General features: G+C 66.5%; 15 protein-coding genes and 1 riboswitch. Of the genes, 10 read left to right on the top strand and 5 right to left on the bottom strand.

The features are described from left to right. Nucleotides 1-34 precede the first annotated feature (34 nt). Nucleotides 35-1633 carry a gamma-glutamyltransferase family protein gene (locus QM470_RS18610; RefSeq protein ID WP_283340282.1) on the top strand — a complete coding sequence of 533 codons (1599 nt, stop codon included), beginning with the start codon at nt 35-37 and terminating at the stop codon, nt 1631-1633. 122 nt (nt 1634-1755) lie between these two features. Here the strand turns inward: QM470_RS18610 and QM470_RS18605 are convergent, their stop codons facing one another. The 3 genes from QM470_RS18605 to QM470_RS18595 form a co-directional block, all read right to left on the bottom strand. Then, nucleotides 1756-3699 (bottom strand): esterase/lipase family protein, encoded by a 1944-nt coding sequence (locus QM470_RS18605; RefSeq protein ID WP_283340281.1) that lies wholly within the window; start codon nt 3697-3699, stop codon nt 1756-1758. A gap of 135 nt (nt 3700-3834) precedes the next feature. Then, a complete protein-coding gene (locus QM470_RS18600; protein WP_283340280.1) occupies nt 3835-4923 on the bottom strand; it encodes an Lnb N-terminal periplasmic domain-containing protein in 1089 nt (362 codons plus the stop codon). Nucleotides 4924-4994: 71 nt separating this feature from the next. Further along, on the bottom strand, nt 4995-5552 hold the full coding sequence (locus QM470_RS18595; protein ID WP_066538348.1) for an adenine phosphoribosyltransferase: 558 nt from the start codon (nt 5550-5552) through the stop codon (nt 4995-4997). A 215-nt stretch (nt 5553-5767) separates the two neighbouring features. Between QM470_RS18595 and QM470_RS18590 the strand changes: the two genes are divergently transcribed. Genes QM470_RS18590 through lptC form a run of 4 tightly spaced genes read left to right on the top strand, consistent with a single transcriptional unit; the run spans nt 5768 to nt 10447 of the window. Then, nucleotides 5768-8239: an EAL domain-containing protein gene (locus QM470_RS18590; protein ID WP_283340279.1), complete on the top strand. Its 2472-nt coding sequence runs from the start codon at nt 5768-5770 to the stop codon at nt 8237-8239. Nucleotides 8240-8298: 59 nt separating this feature from the next. Then, complete coding sequence (locus QM470_RS18585; RefSeq protein WP_066538347.1) at nt 8299-9306, top strand: KpsF/GutQ family sugar-phosphate isomerase; 1008 nt, start codon at nt 8299-8301, stop codon at nt 9304-9306. Further along, the gene (locus tag QM470_RS18580) at nt 9306-9854 is read left to right on the top strand and encodes a KdsC family phosphatase (RefSeq protein WP_280013599.1); all 549 of its coding nucleotides are present in this window, start codon (nt 9306-9308) and stop codon (nt 9852-9854) included. The genes QM470_RS18585 and QM470_RS18580 overlap by 1 nt, the downstream gene beginning before the upstream one ends. Then, the gene (gene lptC / locus QM470_RS18575; protein ID WP_283340278.1) at nt 9851-10447 is read left to right on the top strand and encodes an LPS export ABC transporter periplasmic protein LptC; all 597 of its coding nucleotides are present in this window, start codon (nt 9851-9853) and stop codon (nt 10445-10447) included. The genes QM470_RS18580 and lptC overlap by 4 nt, the downstream gene beginning before the upstream one ends. Before the next feature lie 114 nt (nt 10448-10561). Here the strand turns inward: lptC and rbp (QM470_RS18570) are convergent, their stop codons facing one another. Next, nucleotides 10562-11053 (bottom strand): RNA-binding regulator, encoded by a 492-nt coding sequence (gene rbp, locus QM470_RS18570; RefSeq protein WP_283340277.1) that lies wholly within the window; start codon nt 11051-11053, stop codon nt 10562-10564. Nucleotides 11054-11287: 234 nt separating this feature from the next. Next, a complete protein-coding gene (gene rbp, locus QM470_RS18565) occupies nt 11288-11623 on the bottom strand; it encodes an RNA-binding regulator (RefSeq protein ID WP_066538329.1) in 336 nt (111 codons plus the stop codon). Between the two features lie 238 nt (nt 11624-11861). Further along, nucleotides 11862-11968, top strand: a riboswitch (yybP-ykoY riboswitch). A 103-nt stretch (nt 11969-12071) separates the two neighbouring features. Here rbp (QM470_RS18565) and QM470_RS18560 point away from each other — a divergent pair. The 5 genes from QM470_RS18560 (at nt 12072) to QM470_RS18540 (ending at nt 16714) form a co-directional block, all read left to right on the top strand. After that, a complete protein-coding gene (locus tag QM470_RS18560; RefSeq protein ID WP_066538324.1) occupies nt 12072-12653 on the top strand; it encodes a TMEM165/GDT1 family protein in 582 nt (193 codons plus the stop codon). A gap of 115 nt (nt 12654-12768) precedes the next feature. Continuing rightward, a complete protein-coding gene (metX, locus tag QM470_RS18555; protein ID WP_066538434.1) occupies nt 12769-13899 on the top strand; it encodes a homoserine O-succinyltransferase MetX in 1131 nt (376 codons plus the stop codon). Next, nucleotides 13896-14480: a methionine biosynthesis protein MetW gene (gene metW, locus QM470_RS18550; protein WP_066538321.1), complete on the top strand. Its 585-nt coding sequence runs from the start codon at nt 13896-13898 to the stop codon at nt 14478-14480. Before metX ends, metW begins: the two co-directional genes overlap by 4 nt. Before the next feature lie 84 nt (nt 14481-14564). After that, the gene (gene otnI / locus QM470_RS18545) at nt 14565-15395 is read left to right on the top strand and encodes a 2-oxo-tetronate isomerase (protein WP_283340276.1); all 831 of its coding nucleotides are present in this window, start codon (nt 14565-14567) and stop codon (nt 15393-15395) included. A gap of 122 nt (nt 15396-15517) precedes the next feature. Next, nucleotides 15518-16714 carry a glycerophosphodiester phosphodiesterase gene (locus tag QM470_RS18540; protein ID WP_283340275.1) on the top strand — a complete coding sequence of 399 codons (1197 nt, stop codon included), beginning with the start codon at nt 15518-15520 and terminating at the stop codon, nt 16712-16714. Nucleotides 16715-16870 lie beyond the last annotated feature (156 nt).

The following is a 16870-nucleotide window of genomic DNA, read 5'->3' as shown; positions in this document are numbered from 1 at the left end:
GCATGGAAATGACGAATTGCGAGAACAAGTGCATATGAATTGGAGCCTTCCCTTTCCCTCTGGCCGCCAGCCTGTGTTGGCGCGCAATGTGGTGTCCACCAGCCAGCCGCTGGCCGCCCAGGCCGGCTTGGCGGCGATGGCGCGCGGTGGCAATGCCATCGATGCGGCGCTGGCCGCCGCCATCACCTTGACGGTGGTGGAGCCCACGATGAACGGCATTGGCGGCGATGCCTTTGCCCTGGTGTGGGACGGCAGCCAGCTGCATGGCCTGAACGCCTGTGGCCGCGCGCCCCAGGCCTGGTCGCCCGAGCGCTTTGCGGGCCTGGAGCACATGCCCAAGGTGGGCTGGGACTCCGTCACCACCCCGGGTGGTGTGGCCGCCTGGAAAGCCCTGTCCGAACGTTTTGGCGCCTTGCCGTTTGAAGACCTGTTCACCGACGCCATCCGCCATGCGCGCGATGGCTTTCCGGTCAGCCCGGTGATTGCCCGCCAGTGGGCCCAGGCCGCCATCGATCTGGGCGCGCAGCCCGGCTTTACCGAGTTTCTGAAGCCCGATGGCAGCGCTCCGCAGACTGGCGAGATCTGGCGCTTCCCGGCCCAGGCCGACACGCTGCAGGAGATAGCCCGCACCCGGACCGAATCCTTCTACCGTGGCGCGCTGGCGCAGCGCATTGCCGCGTTTTCCCAGACCTGCGGTGCGGCGCTGACGGCCGATGACCTGGCTGCCCACCAGGTGGAGTGGGTGGAGCCCATTTCCACCCCGTTCGGCGACCGCACGGTGCATGAGATTCCCCCCAACGGCCAGGGCATTGCCGCGCTGATCGCGCTGGGCATCCTGGAGCAGTTGCCGTACCGGGACACGGCGCCAGGTTCGGCCGCACGCATGCACCTGGAGATCGAGGCCATGCGCCTGGCCTTCGCCGATCTGTACGCCCACATTGCCGACCCGGCGCACATGGAGGTCACGGCCGCCCAGTTGCTGGCGCCGGCCTACCTCCAGCGCCGCGCGGCGCTGATCGACCCGCAGCGCGCCGGCAGCTACCCGCCGGGCCAGCCCAGCAGCGGCGGCACGGTCTACCTGTGCGCGGCCGATGCGCAGGGGCGCATGGTCTCGTTCATCCAGTCCAATTTCAAGGGCTTCGGTTCGGGCGTGGTGGTGCCGGGCACCGGCATTGCGCTGCACAACCGCGGCATGGGCTTTGTCACCACGCCAGGCCACCCCAACCAGGTGGCGGGCGGCAAGCGGCCCATGCACAGCATCATCCCGGCCTTCATGCTGCGCAACGGCCAGCCCCATATGGCGTTTGGCGTGATGGGCGGCAATATGCAGGCCCAGGGCCATCTGCAGATGACTTTGCGCGAGGCGGTGGAGGGGCTCAACCCCCAGGCCTGCAGCGATGCGCCGCGCTGGCGCATCAACGATGTGGGAGCGCTGACCCTGGAACACACCGTGCCCGCCGCCGTGGTGGAAGGGCTGCGCGCCCTGGGTCATGTGCCTGAGATCGCGCCGCCGAACAGCCTGGACTTCGGTTCCGCCCAGCTGATTCGTAAGCTGGACACGGCGCCGGGCGAGCCCAGCGCCTATGTGGCCGGTTCCGACCACCGCCGCGACGGTTTGGCGGTCGGCTTCTGAACGGTGCTGCGGTGGTGGCGCTGCGCGGCATCACCGGGTGATAAGGTGACAAAGTAGCAGGGAGGGCGGTGACGCCCTCCCTTTTGCATGGGCGCTCACCCGGACCCCATGGTGGGACCGGCTCAGGGCCCCGTCAGCTGGCTGCGCAGAATGCGCCGGATTTCGACAATCGCCTGGGGTTGCTCCTGCACGCTGTGGCCCGACGGGATGACGCGCTCCGACTCCGCTCCGGCCAGGTGGGCGCTGGCATAGGGCACGATGCCGTCGCTGCTTTCTTCCAGCGGCAACTTGGGCGTATCGTTGCCGATGATGGAGTGATAACGCACGAAGCTGGAAATCGGCAGGTCGGCCGTGGCACGGATGAACGGGTCCTGGTCGCTCAGGTTGTCGATGCTGTTGGGAATGCGGAACAGCCCCTGCTTGCCGGTGCGCGGTGCGGCGTTGGCAATGGCCAGGGTCACATCGGCAAACTGTTCGACCATGGAAAACGGCAGCGTGATCAGGTTGGCGGCCCAGCGTGCCAACCGGTGGTTGGCAAAGCTGGTGCCGCGGTGCGGCGCCGCCACAAAAATGGCGTTGCGCACCTGGGGCAGGGGCTCGAATTCCAGGTATTCGGCCAGCTGGCCGCGCAGCTGACGCTGGGTACGGGCGGGCATCTCCAGTTCCATGGTCATGGCGTCCAGGATATTGCCCTGGGTGCTGCTGACCATCAGCCGCGACAGCACGCCCCCCATGCTGTGGCCCACCAGGGTCAGGTTCTGCGAGGCCGGGGCCTGGCCGCTGGGGTCGAAGTGTTCCAGCGTTTCCTGCAGCGCGGCGCGGATGGCGTGGTGGTTCAGCGCCAGCGGGGCATTGGTGGGGTAGTAGACCTGCCAGATCTGGTAGTTGCTGCGCAGCAGCTCGTCGCCCAGAACCTCGTTGGCCACATTGATCCAGGCCTCGGGGCTGCTGGCAAGGCCGTGCAGCATGACCACCACGCGGCGGCTGGGGTCGTAGGGCTGCATCAGATAGATCTGCGGCCGCACGATGCCGTTGCCCACGCCCAACAGGCTGCGCAGCGCCTGGGTGGAGAAGCCCGAGCGGGCCAGCCACAGGCCATAGCCCGAGGTGAAATTGCCCGCCAGCGGCACGCGGCTGTCGGCCAGCTGCACTTCGCGCTGGCGGTAGGGGTCCAGCAGGCGCACGGTCAGGCTCTGGGTGGACAGCACCTCGGCCAGCGTGCCGCCGTCAAACTGCAGCAAGGCGGTGATGGCGGGGAACAGCGCCTCCTGGTAGGGCGGGCCCTGCATGCTGCCCCAGCGCGGATCCGGCCCGACGGCCTCGGGCGGCGGCGGAAACACGGCCACCAGTTCGGCGCCGAACCCGTCGCGCCGGTAGATGTTGCGCAGGCCGGAGAAGGTCAGCGAGGTGGCCGCCAGCAGCTCCTGCGGCATCACCCGGTGGGCGGGCTGGCGCAGGCCGGACAGGTCCATGGTCAGCAGCCATTGCTGCCACTGCGTGCGGTCGCCCTGCAGTGCGTCCAGGTCGGCGGGCAGGGGCTCGGACAGCGTGCTGCGGTAGCGGAACATGCCGGTGATGGCCTGCTGCACGGCGTAGTTGTAGTAGTCGCGCACCTGGGTCTGGCGGTCTTCGAAGGCCCGTGCTGTGGGGTCGCGTTCGGTGAAGAACAGGTAGGCCCAGGCGTAGCGGGCCGATTCCAGCCAGGCATCCACGGCCTGTCCGGGTTGCGTGGCTGGGGCGCGTTCCTGGTCCATGGCCTCCCGGGCCCACAGCTCGGACAGGGCGGACAGGCGTTGCTCGTCCGTCAGGCCGGCGCTGCTGCGCAGCGCGGTGCGGCAGGCCGCGGCATCGGCCAGGCAGGGTTTGGCTTCACTGCCCATGACCCGCAGCGATTCGCGCGTGGCGGGGCTGAGCTGGCCGCTGGTCAGCACATCGGCGCGGCGCTGGGCCAGGTAGTCCGAGGGCTGGATGGAGCTGACTTTGACGCCCGCGCAGCCGGTGAGCAGGGCCAGGCAGGCGGGCAGCAGCCACAGCAGGGGGCGGCAGGGACGGCGGAAACGGATCACGGCAGACAGGGGTGAGCGGGATGGTGTGCCAGTGTAGGCAGGCCTGCGCGCCCCTGCATGACAGGGGGCTGAGAGCCAGGCCCGGTGTTGCTGCGGCACCGCAATGGTGGTGCCCAGCCCTCTATGGTGCCGGGTTCAGGGCTGCAGCGGCGGGATGCCGGCGCGGATGGCGCGGGAGAAGTCGATGCTGGCCGCGCGGTCGTCGCTTCCCGCAGGGGCCTGCCATTGCTGCGCACGCTGGGTGATGTCGCCGGCAGCGCGCAGCTGCGCCAGTGGCAGGCCGGGCGTGAGGCCGCCCACCGATGTCAGGTATTCGGGCAGATAGCCCGAGGCCAGCAGGCGCCAGTCCAGCGGCAGGCCGCCCACCAGGCGCTGGGCCATGTCCCAGACGATGGTGGTGCAGTTGGCGGTCAGCGTGTGGTACCAGCGCGGCTGGTGGTGCAGCGCAGCGGCCTGTTCGGCGTAGGAGCGCAGCAGCGCGCGCATGGCCGGCTGGGGCATGTCCACGCGGTACAAGAACACCTGTTCCCCGCGCACATTGGTGCGAACAGCCAGGATGTCACGCTCATCTGCCGCGATCAGTGCCAATTCATAGCGTTTGAAGAAACCGGCCAGGGCGTCGAAGGCTTCGCCTTTTTCCTTGCGGATCTCGAAAGAAAACACCAGTTGCTCGCCGTTGTCGAAACCGAAGGACACCAGGGTGTGGGCGATGGCCGGGCCCATCCAGTAGGAAACGGCCATGTCCACGCTGCGCAGCTGGTTCAGGTCGTAGCGGCGGTCTTCCCAGCGGGCGGTGTAGTCGGTTTCGCTGCGCCAGGCAAAGTTGCGCACATCCTGCAGCGCGACGATGTCGGCGTCGGAACCGGCCGCTTGCATGCGGGTGATGCGCGCCACGTCGTCGGCCCAGTCGCGGTCCGCACGCGGCGTGATGGTGGCCCACCAGGCCAGCAGCAGCGCCATCAGCAGGGCGCCGCCGCCCCACAGCAGCCCCAGATGCTGGTGGCGCCAGGCCAGCAGGGCCAGCGCCAGCCAGGCCAGGCCCCACAGCGCCAGCAGCGGCCAGAGCAGGGCCGGGCGCGCTTCCCACTGGTACCAGAGCGCGCCGGCGCCCCACAGCAGCGCCAGCAGGGCGCACAGGCCGCCGCCAGCCCAGGCCAGGGCACGCAGTGCCTGCAGCCATGCGGGCATGGCTGCAGCCAGGGACGAGGCGGAATCAGAGGCCATGGTCGGTGAGGTGTGGGGTGTAGTGCTGCAGCGGTCCGGAATATGCCGGGCGCCGGGAGCGTGGTGTCGCTTCAGTGACCGGCGAAGTCCACCAGCGTGAACAGCGGCAGCTGGCCTTCGCCACGCAGACGGTCGGAGCCGCCCAGCTCCGGCAGATCGACAATCGCGGCGCCTTCCACCACGGTGGCGCCCAGCTTTTCCAGCAGCTTCTTGCCGGCCATCATGGTGCCGCCGGTGGCGATCAGGTCGTCGATCAGCAGCACCCGGTCACCGGCTTTCACGGCATCGGTGTGCAGTTCCACGGTGGCGCTGCCGTATTCCAGTTCGTAGGTTTCTTCCACGGTGGTGAAGGGCAGCTTGCCCTTTTTGCGGATGGGCACAAAACCCACGCCCAGCTCGTAGGCGATCACGGCGCCCAGGATGAAGCCGCGCGCGTCCAGGCCGGCCACCACGTCGGGGCGCATGTCCTTGTCCATGTAACGGTGCACAAAGGCGTCGATCAGCACGCGGAACACCTTGGGGTCCTGCAGCAGCGGGGTGATGTCGCGGAACTGCACGCCGGGGGCCGGCCAGTCGGGCACGGTGCGGATGTGGGCGCGAAGGTAGTCGGTGACGCTGAGGCTGGGCATGGTGTCAGGAAAAAATAGCGCGAAGGCGCTCAAGATTCGGCAGAGTGTGCCGTAGGGGTGGGAGAGGGACAAGCGGTCCGGCGCAGCGAAGCCGCGCTGGGAAAACTGCAGTGCGCGAGTGTAGGCAGGTCGCTGGCGCCGCGCATAATGCCCTCGAATGTGCATACCGCGTGTCGGTATTGTGGCCTTTGATGCAGCCTGAGCCTCACAACTGTATGGAATTGACCGTTCTGCTGATCGATGGAGATGCTGCCCATGCGGACCAGGTGAGGCAGTTTTTGCAGCGCACCCGGCCCGGCTGGCAGGTATTGCAGGCCGCCGACCTGGCCCAGGGCCAGGCCCTGCATGCCCGGCATGCCCCCAGTGTGGCCGTGGTGGCGCTGGAGCAGGCCGATGGCGATGCCCTGCAGTCCCTGCGCTGGCTGGGGCGGACCATGGCCATGGTGGCGGTGTGCGCAGGCCAGGAGGCCATGGCGGCGCTGGCCATGCGCGCCGGCTTTGCCGATTTTGTGGTGCGCTCCGAGCTGCCGGGCAGCACCAGCCACCTGCACACCTTGCCGGAACAGATCGAAGGGCTGGCCCGACAGCGGGCCACCCAGGATGCGCTGGAAGCCCAGAGCCGGGAGCTGTCGGCCACGCTGGCCAGCATCTCGCAGGGCATCATCAGCCTGGATGGCGAGGGCCGCATCCATGTCTTCAACGAGCGGGCCCAGGAGCTGGTGGGCCTGCCCCACAGCCTGATGCAGGGCGAGCCTTTCCTGAGCGACCTCGTCGAATTCCAGCGTGCGCGCGGCGAATTCGGGGAGGACGGCAGCGTGTACTGGCCGCCCGGCGCCAAGCTGGGTTCGTACAACAACGGCACCTGCCCTGCGGTCTATATCCGCCGCACCCTGGAAGGGCGCTATCTGGAAGTGCGCACCCATCCGGAGCGCAACGGGCGCCGGGTGCGCACCTATACGGATGTGACGGACTATGTGCACATCCAGGAGCAGCTGCGCCACAGCGAACAGCGCTGGCGCAGCATGACGGCGCTGTCGTCCGACTGGTTCTGGGAGCTGGATGCGCAGCTGCGCTTTGTGCTGCTGGATGGCTGCCCCCAGGGCCTGAAGGCAGTGCTGCAAGGGCAGCCGGTGGATGCGCCGGCGCTGTGGTGCCACCAGCCGAACATGGCCGTGGCCCTGTCCGGCAGCCGCGTGGTGCTGGAGGCGCGCCAGCCCTTCCAGGACTGGGAGATGTGCCACCGTGCTGAAGACGGCAGCACCGTCTGGCTGTCCCTCAGCGGCACGCCCAGGATCGACGCCCAGGGCCAGTTCAAGGGCTATTGCGGGGTGGCGCGCGACATCACGGAACGCAAGCAGAACGAGGTCCAGATCCGCCGTCTGGCCTATACCGACGATTTGACCGAGCTGCCCAACCGGGCCGCCATGCTGCAGCAGCTCACCGCGGCGCTGCACCGCAGCCAGCACCATGGAGCCGGCGCCCTGCTGATGCTGGATGTGGACCGTTTCAAGGATATCAACGACGCCATGGGCCACAGCTGGGGCGATGTGCTGCTCAAGGAAGTGGCACGCCGCCTGGAGCTGTGGTGCCGGCCCGGCGATGTGGTGGGGCGTGTGGGGGGCGACGAGTTCCTGATCATGATCGAAAGCCTGGCGCCGGACCTGGCCCAGGCCCATGCGCGTGCCGGGGCCATGGCCCTGAGCCTGATCGGCATCCTGGGACAGGCCTTCGAGTTGCAGGGGCGGGCGGTCCAGCCCTCGTTCTGCATCGGGGTGGCGGGTTTCCAGGGGCTGGAGCGCTCGGTGGACGAAATGCGCCAGTGCGTGGAACTGGCACTGGGCGAAGCCAAGACCCGGGGACGCAATGCCTGGAGCGTGTTCGACCCGCAGCTGCAGCGCACCGTGCGCGAACGTGCGGCGTTGGAGGTGGATATCCGCATGGCCCTGGAACAGGGCCATTTCTTATTGCATTACCAGCCGGTGGTGGATGCCGAGGGCCGGGTGCAGGGGGCAGAAGCCCTGGTGCGCTGGAAGCACCCGGAGCGCGGACTGATTCCGCCCGGGGCCTTCATTCCCGCCGCCGAGCAGATGGGGCTGATTTTTGCGCTGGACCGCTGGGTGCTGCGCCTGGCCTGCCAGCAGCTGGCGCTGTGGGCCCAGGATGCGGCCACGGCCGACTGGACCCTGGCGGTGAACCTGAGTGCCCAGGAGTTCCGCCATGCCGACTTTGTGCCCCGCATGCAGGACATTCTGCGCGACACCGGGGCGCGCGCCGACCGGCTGAAGCTGGAGCTGACCGAAAGCCTGATGCTGGACGAGGTGGAGGACAGCATCGCCAAGATGCAGACCTTGCGCGGCTGGGGCATCCAGTTCTCGCTGGACGACTTCGGCACCGGCTACTCCTCGCTGGGCTATCTGAAGCGCCTGCCGCTGTCGCAGCTAAAGATCGACCAGAGCTTTGTGCGCGATGTGCTGCTGGACGCGAACGATGCCGCCATTGTGCGCACCGTGATCGCACTGGGCCAGAGCCTGGGGTTGGAGGTGGTGGCCGAAGGGGTGGAGACCCGTGGTCAGCTGGATTTCCTGGTGGCCCATGGCTGCCGGCGGTTCCAGGGCTATCTGTTCGGGCGGCCGGCCGAGGCGCAGATGCTGCTGGCGCATGCCGGGCTGGTGGTGCCGGCGGGATAACCATGGGCGGTGCTCGCTGCTGCCCTGCAGGGGATGGGGCGGGCCGATAGAATTTCGCCATGAATGCTTCGCAAGTTGCTGTGCGCCCTGTTGCGCCAGAAGATCAGCGCGCCCTGGACCTGGCGCGCAGCACATTGGCCATTGAAGTGCAGGCCCTGCAGTCCATGGCGGACCGCCTGAACCAGGTGTTTGCCCAGGTGGTGCAGCAGATCCTGCGCCTGCCCGGCCGCGTGGTGGTGATGGGCATGGGCAAGAGCGGCCATGTGGGTCGCAAGCTGGCCGCCACGCTGGCGTCCACCGGCACCCCGGCGTTCTTTGTGCACCCGGCCGAGGCCAGCCACGGCGACCTGGGCATGGTCACCGACAAGGATCTGGTGCTGGCCCTGTCCAACAGCGGTGAATCCGACGAGATCACCTCGCTGCTGAGCGCCCTCAAGCGCCAGGGCGTGGGCATTGTGGCCATGACCGGCGGGCTGCAGTCCACGCTGGCACGCCATGCCGACTGGGTGCTGGACACCAGTGTCGAGCGCGAAGCCTGTCCGCTGAACCTGGCCCCCACCGCCAGCACCACGGCCCAGCTGGCGCTGGGGGATGCCCTGGCCATGGCGCTGCTGGATGCGCGCGGTTTCCGGGCCGAGGACTTTGCCCGTTCGCACCCCGGCGGATCGCTGGGCCGCAAGCTGCTGACCCATGTGGCCGATGTGATGCGTTCCGGCAGCGATGTGCCTGCGGTGCAGCCGGATGCCGACTTCAGCACGCTGATGCGCGAAATGGGCGCCAAGGGCCTGGGCTGCGCCGTGGTGGTCGATGCACAGCAGCAGGTGCAGGGCATCTTCACCGACGGCGATCTGCGCCGCTGCATCGAAGCGGGCACCGAGCTGCGCACGGCCACGGCCGGCCAGCTGATGCACGCCCGCCCCAAGACCGTCAGCACGGAAGCGCTGGCGGTGGACGCGGCCCAGTTGATGGAGCAGCACGGCATCACCTCGGTGATGGCGGTGGATGCCGCAGGCCGGCTGGCCGGTATCGTGCACATCCGTGACCTGATGCGCGCCAAGGTGATCTGATGGCCCACGCTGCTTTGCAATTTCCCCCCGATCTGCTGCTGAAGGCACAGAACGTGCGCGTGCTGTTCCTGGACGTGGACGGAGTGCTGACCGACGGCGGCCTGCTGTTTTCCGAGCAGGGTGAAACGTACAAGCGCTTCAACACCCTGGACGGACACGGCATCAAGCTGCTGCAAAAAGCCGGCATCACGCCTGCGGTGGTGACCGGGCGGGATTCGGCACCGCTGCGTCTGCGCCTGCAGCAACTGGGGGTCACCCATGTGCGCTACGGCACGGAAGACAAGCTGCCCGCTGCCCAGGCCATCCTCGATACGCTGGGGCTGGAATGGCACCAGGCTGCGGCCATGGGCGACGACTGGCCCGACCTGCCCATGCTCAGCCGCAGTGCGCTGGCCTGTGCGCCGGCCAATGCGCATGCCGAGTGCCTGGCGGTCGCGGATTTTGTGACGCCCCAGTCCGGTGGACAGGGGGCCGTGCGCGCGGTCTGTGACCTGCTGTTGATTGCGACCGGGGCCTACCGCCGGTTGCTGGAAGCCTATCTGCCATGATCCAAGCTGTCCGCCGCTCCTGGGAAAGCCTGTCCCTGTACCTGCCGGTGCTGCTGATGGCGCTGCTGGCGCTGGGCTCATGGTGGCTGGTGCGCAATGCGCCGTCTGCGCCCAAAACGGCGCAGGAGCGGTCCGTGGGCCACGACCCGGACTACACCATGGTCCACTTCATGGTGAAGGATTTCGATGTGCAGGGGCGCATGCAAAGCGAAATCCGGGGGGACCAGGCCGACCATTACCCCGATACCGATACCCTGGAAATCCAGAATGTGGATATGCGCGGCTATGCCCCGGACGGTGCCAAGACCACGGCCACGGCCAAGAAAGGCATCAGCAATTCGGATGCCTCGGAAGTCCAGCTGTGGGGCAATGCGGTGGTGATTCGGCAGCCTCTGCCGCCCAAGTCACCCATGCAGTTTGAAGGCGAGTTTCTGCATGCCTGGACCCAGGAAGAACGGGTGAAATCGCATTTGCCGGTGGTGCTGACCCAGGGCAAGGACCGGTTTACGGCCGACCAGCTGGATTACGACAATGTGTCGCGGGTGGTGCAAATGCAGGGGCGCGTGCGGGGGGTGCTGGAGCCCGGGCGTTAATACCGCGGACCGAATATGTGGCCGGCATGGCCGCGCAAAGATCCACGGGAAAGTTTCCATAAAAAAAGGCCTCTGTCAGAGGCCTTTTTTTGCAGCAGAGGTAATGCGGTGGGCTTATTCGCCGTTGTAGCCGCCACCACCGCCGCCGCCATAGCCGCCACGGCCACGCGGGCCCGAGCCATAGGGGCTGCGGAAGCCGCCGTCCTGGCGGCCGCCACCGTAGCCACCACCGCCTTCGCGGTCGCGGTTGTAGCCGCCACCGCCGCCACCACCACCGCCGTAGCTGTCGCGGCGGCCACCGCCGTCGCCATAGCCGCCACCGCCACCGCCACCACCGAAGCTGCGGGGCGGACGGGGTTCCATGGGGCGGGCTTCATTGACCACCAGGCTGCGCCCGCCCAGCGGCTGGCCATTCATGCCCTGGACGGCGGCACTGGCTTCGGCATCGCTGCCCATTTCCACGAATCCAAAACCTTTGGAGCGACCCGTGTCACGCTCCATCATGACCTTGGCGCTTGTCACGGTGCCAAACTGGGAGAAGGCCTGTTCCAGATCATTGTCACGCACGCCGTAGGGCAGGTTTCCTACGTACAACTTATTTCCCATCAATCGCTCCTCAATATCCTTCTTTGTTTGACCTATACAAGCCTTCATCGCACCGCGCGCTGGAAAACGGACCTGCAGATCACCCGCGGGAGTATTCCCGTAAAACATTATTAATGGGGGAGCAAAAGAAGCATTACCGTTGGGCGGGTAAATTTGTGACATTTCTAAACAAAAAAGGAACCCGAAGGTTCCTTTCTTTTCGCTTTGACGTTGAGGCGTAAAAGCGCGGGCTATTTAGTAGCTGTTGCGACGGCCACCGCCGAAATCGCCACCACCACCGTAGTTGCCGCCGCCGAAGCCGCCGCTGCGGGGAGGGCGGGGAGCCATCGGACGGGCTTCGTTGACCACCAGGTCACGGCCGCCGTGGTTTTGGCCGTGCAGGCCTTGGATGGCGGCTTGGGCTTCAGCATCGCTGCCCATTTCCACAAAGCCGAAGCCCTTGGAACGGCCGGTGTCACGCTCCATCATGACCTTGGCGCTGCTGACATTGCCAAATTCGCTGAAAGCTTGTTGCAGATCGTTGTCGCGGAAAGAGTACGGCAGGTTGCCGACGTAGAGTTTGTTACCCATGGAAGACTCCAGGAAAAAAGTGAAAACGCGATGGAGCCCTAGGTGTCCGCAAACGTGACGACGGTAGAGACGCTAACGCACTGGCCTCTGTGATAAGCACAAAAGCTCAAGGCATTATCAATCATAAGAATGCGAGTTTCACAGGGTATAGACAACTTTGTGCTGCTTACAACATGTCATCCGAGAAAACCCGGAAACCCCATTTAAACGCAGTGCACCACGGCGGGGCGGTAGAATGCCGTTTGTCTTTGGGGAGTAGCCCGTTTGGTACGCAAGGTGCCAAAAGCGTGCGTCAACAGACTTGGGGCTTTGCCCTATGGCGTACGCGGTTCTCTTGTTGGAGCTGGGCGAGACCATTGACTACACACCGATCCACGTGCCGGAGTCGGGGTGTGGTCAATGCGCGCTCGCAATCATCCGGCCGTGATTTACACAAGATAACCCCACCATGGACGCTTTCCTTGTTTCTACCGCCATCGTCGCCCTGGCCGAGATGGGCGACAAAACCCAACTGCTCTCCCTCGTACTGGCGGCACGCTTTCGCAAGCCCTGGCCCATCGTGCTGGGCATTCTGGTGGCCACGCTGGTCAACCATGCCCTGGCCGGCGCCGTGGGCGCCTGGGTGACCCAGATGGTCGGCCCGGACGCCATGCGCTGGATCCTGGGCCTGTCCTTCATCGCCATGGCGGTGTGGATGCTGATTCCCGACAAGCTGGACGATGACGGCACGTCCCAGCATTCCCGCTGGGGCGTGTTCGGCACCACGCTGATTGCCTTCTTCCTGGCCGAGATGGGCGACAAGACCCAGATCGCCACGGTGATGCTGGCGGCCCAGTACAGCGGCGCCTATGTCTGGGTGGTGGCGGGCACCACTTTCGGCATGATGCTGGCCAACGCCCCGGTGGTGTGGCTGGGCGACAAGCTGGTCAAGAAGGTGCCCATCCGCATGGTGCATCTGGTGTCGGCGGTCATTTTCCTGGTGCTGGGCTTGCTGGCGCTGTTTGCGCCCATGCTCAAGGATTTGGCATAATTGCCGCTCACGCGCCGATTTGCTACAGCTTGCGGGCGCTTTATAAATCCTGCTAAAGACCCGTCCGACGACATCTATCGACCCGGCCTCGTTTTTAGCGATGCCGGGTTTTTTCATGTCCTTCATCGCCACACCGCAATCCATGCATTTTCCGGATGCGCTGCCGCTGCAAAGCGGCCACAGCATCCGCGACTACACCCTTGCGTTCGAAACCTACGGAACGCTGAACGCCGACAAGTCCAACGCCATCCTGGTGTGCCACGCGCTCAACGCCTCGCACCATGTGGCGGGTGTCTACGAAGGCCAGCCCAAGAGCGAAGGCTGGTGGGACAACATGATCGGCCCGGGCAAGTCGGTCGATACCGACAAGTTCTTCGTCATCGGGGTCAACAACCTGGGCTCCTGTTTCGGCTCCACCGGCCCCATGCACACCAACCCCGACACGGGCGCGGTGTACGGCTCCAGCTTTCCGGTGCTGACGGTGGAGGACTGGGTCAATGCCCAGGCGCTGCTGCTGGACCGGCTGGGCATCCGGCAGATGGCGGCCGTGCTGGGCGGCAGCCTGGGCGGCATGCAGGCACTGAGCTGGACGCTGCAGTATCCGGAGCGCATGCGCCACGCCGTGGTGGTGGCCAGTGCGCCCAATCTGAACGCCGAGAACATTGCCTTCAACGAGGTGGCGCGCCGTGCCATCGTCACCGATCCGGATTTTCACGGCGGCGACTTCTACGCCCATGGCGTGGTGCCGCAGCGCGGCCTGCGGATCGCCCGCATGATCGGCCACATCACCTACCTGAGCGACGATGTGATGAACCAGAAGTTCGGCCGTGCGCTGCGCAACGGCCCGGACATCCAGTTCACCACCCAGGACATCGAGTTCGAAATCGAGAGCTATCTGCGCTACCAGGGCGACAAGTTCAGCGGCTACTTTGACGCCAACACCTACCTGCTGATCACCCGGGCGCTGGACTACTTCGACCCAGCCAAGAAGCACGGCGGCAATCTGAAGGCGGCGCTGTCCAAGACGCTGGCCAAGTTCTTCCTGGTGAGCTTCACCACCGACTGGCGCTTTGCCCCGGGGCGCAGCCGCGAGATCGTGCATGCCCTGCTGCAGAACCAGCGCGATGTGGGCTATGCCGAGATCGACGCCCCGCACGGCCATGACGCCTTTCTGCTGGACGACCCCCGCTACCTGGCCGCCATGCGCGCCTATTTCGAAGGCATTGCCAAGGAGTTCCGCGCATGACCGCCACCCCCACCATGCAAGCACTGGCCCAGCTGGTGCCCCAGGGCGCCCGCGTGCTCGATCTGGGCTGCGGCGACGGCGCCTTTCTGCAGTATCTGCAGCGTGAACGCGGCTGTACCGGCTACGGTGTGGAGATCAGCGACGACAACGTGCTGGCCTGCCTGCAGCGCGGCGTCAATGTGCTGCAGCTGAACCTGGATGAAGGCCTGGCCATCTTCGATGACAACAGCTTCGACATGGTGCTGCAGATAAACACTTTGCAACACTTGCGCAATACCGAAACGATGTTGCGCGAAACCGCGCGCGTGGGCCGGATGAGCGTGGTCACCTTCCCCAATTTCGCCCACTGGCCCAACCGCTTTTCGGTGCTGCGCGGGCGCATGCCGGTCACGCGCCACCTGCCGTACCAGTGGTATGACACGCCCAATATCCGCGTTGGGACGTACAAGGACTTCGAGGTGCTGGCGCACAAGAACCGCTTGAACGTGGTCGATTCCTTCGGCCTGCGGGAAGGCCAGGTGATTCGCACCCTGCCGAATCTGCGCGCCAGCACGGCGGTGTTCTGCCTCGAAAGAGGTTGATCTGGCGCACAGCCGGGCGCAATGTCGTCGCCTGCGACAGACCGGTGACAGACAGCAGGGCAGGGCGCTTCCGATAATGGGCCCATGCCCCAGTTCGCTGCCAACCTGTCGTTGATGTACACCGAGCTGCCGTTTCTGGAACGCTTTGCCGCTGCGGCGCGCGATGGTTTCCGGGCGGTGGAATACCTGTTTCCCTATGCCTATGCCCCAGCACAGCTGGCGCAGCAGCTGCGTGCCCATGGCCTGCAGCAGGTGCTGTTCAACGCGCCGCCGGGCGGCACCACACTGGACGCCATGGCCACCGCCTGGGATGCCGGTGCCCGCGGCACGCTGTGCCTAGCCGGGCAGGATGCTGCCTTCCGTGCGGGCCTGCAGCAGGCGCTGGAGTACGCCAGCGTCCTGCAATGCCCGCGCGTGCATGTGATGAGCGGCCTGCTGCCGGCGGGCCAAAGCCATGCCGGCGTGCAGGCCCTGGTGACGGAGCGCCTGCACTGGGCCGCCCAGCAGGCGCAGGATGCGGGGGTGGCGCTGCTGATCGAGCCCATCAACGGCCGCGACATGCCTGGCTACTACCTGCAGCGTCAGGACCAGGCGCATGCGCTGGTGCAGGCCGTGGATTCACCCCGGCTGCAGGTGCAGATGGACCTGTACCACTGCCAGATCGTCGAAGGCGATGTGGCCATGAAGCTGCGCCACTACCTGCCCACCGGGCGCGTGGGCCATATCCAGATTGCGGGCGTGCCCGACCGGCATGAGCCGGACAGCGGCGAGCTGCACTACCCCTATCTGTTCGATCTGCTGGACCAGCTGGGCTACACCGGCTGGGTCGGCTGCGAATACCGCCCGCGTGCCGGCACTTCGCAGGGCCTGGGCTGGCTGCAGGCCTATGCCCGCACGGACGCGGCAGAAATCTGAAAAACCCTTTGCAAGCGGTGCGCGGCGCCGCGAGGAGCCCTGCCTGTTTGGTGGTGAAATCAGGGGCAGAAAGCGCCGCGCCGCTGCGCGGATGGAAAAAACCTTTGCAACCGGAGACTGCCATGCCCGCCATCACCCGCCGCCACTGCCTGACCGCCACCGCCGCTGCACTGGTGGGCCCGTGGGGACTGACCGGCTGCAGCAGCCCGGCCCCGGCGCCTGCTGCGGCGGCCGCGGCACAGGGGGCCTCCCCCACCGCGCCCCGTACCGGCGCCTGGCCGCCCAAGCCGGCCCTGATTGCCCACCGGGGGGCCTCGGCCCTGCGTCCCGAGCACACGCTGGAGGCCTACCGGGTGGCCATTGCCGCCGGGGCGGACTTCATCGAGCCCGACCTGGTCATCACCCGGGATGGCGTGCTGGTGGCGCGGCACGAAAATGCCATCGCCATGCTCAACGCCGATGGCAGCCTGAAGGAGGCATCCACCGATGTGGCCGACCGCCGCGAATTTGCGGCGCGCAAGACCACCAAGACCATCGACGGCGAGCGCATCACCGGCTGGTTTGTGGAGGATTTCACGCTGGCCGAGCTGAAGACGCTGCGCGCGCGCGAGCGCATTCCCGCCGTGCGGCCGGCCAATGTGCGCTTTGACGGCCAGTTCGAGGTGCCCACGCTGCAGGAGATCATCGACCTGGCCAAGGCCGAGACCGTGCGCACCGGCCGCACCGTGGGCATCTACCCGGAAACCAAGCACCCCAGCTATTTCCAGTCGATCGGCAAGCCGCTGGAGCCGGTGCTGCTGCAGGTGCTGGCCGCCAACGGCTGGAACGACGCCCAGGCGCCGGTGCTGGTGCAGTCGTTCGAGGTGGACAACCTGCGCTGGATCCGCGCGCGCAGCACGGTGCGCCTGGTGCAGCTGCTCAGCCCCAAGGGCCAGCCCTACGACAGCGTGGCCCGCGGCGCGGGCCCCAGTTATGCCGACCTGACCACGCCCGAAGGCCTGGCCCAGGTGGCCACCTACGCCAACGGCATTGGCCCCAGCAAATCCATGGTGGTGCCGGTCAAGGAGGGCAAGAACGCTGCGCCCACCGGCCTGGTGGGGGCGGCCCACCGCGCCGGGCTGCTGGTGCATGTGTGGACGCTGCGGCCCGAGAACGCTTTTCTGCCTGCCGCCCTGAAAGCGCACCCGGTGGAAAACGGTGCCACGCGCGGCAATGTGGCGGCGGACTTCGAAGCCTTTTTGCGCACCGGCATCGATGGCATCTTCACCGATGACCCGGCCGAGGGGCGCAAGGCCATCGCCGCCTACCACGCCCGCTGAGCGGTGCCGCACGGCGGCGGGTGCCTGCCGTGGACGGCCGGCGGTCGATGGCGGGCCGGAACTGTACGTCGGCGGCGATAAAGGCAGAATTCCCTGTATTGGTGCAAAAAGCCCTGCGGTTGCCGTAAAAAGCGGACGAATCGGAGGGCTTTGCCG

It is taken from the genome of Comamonas sp. 17RB (assembly GCF_030056555.1).
GTDB lineage: Bacteria > Pseudomonadota > Gammaproteobacteria > Burkholderiales > Burkholderiaceae_C > Comamonas > Comamonas terrigena.
This window is presented reverse-complemented; position numbering and strand designations above follow the sequence as displayed.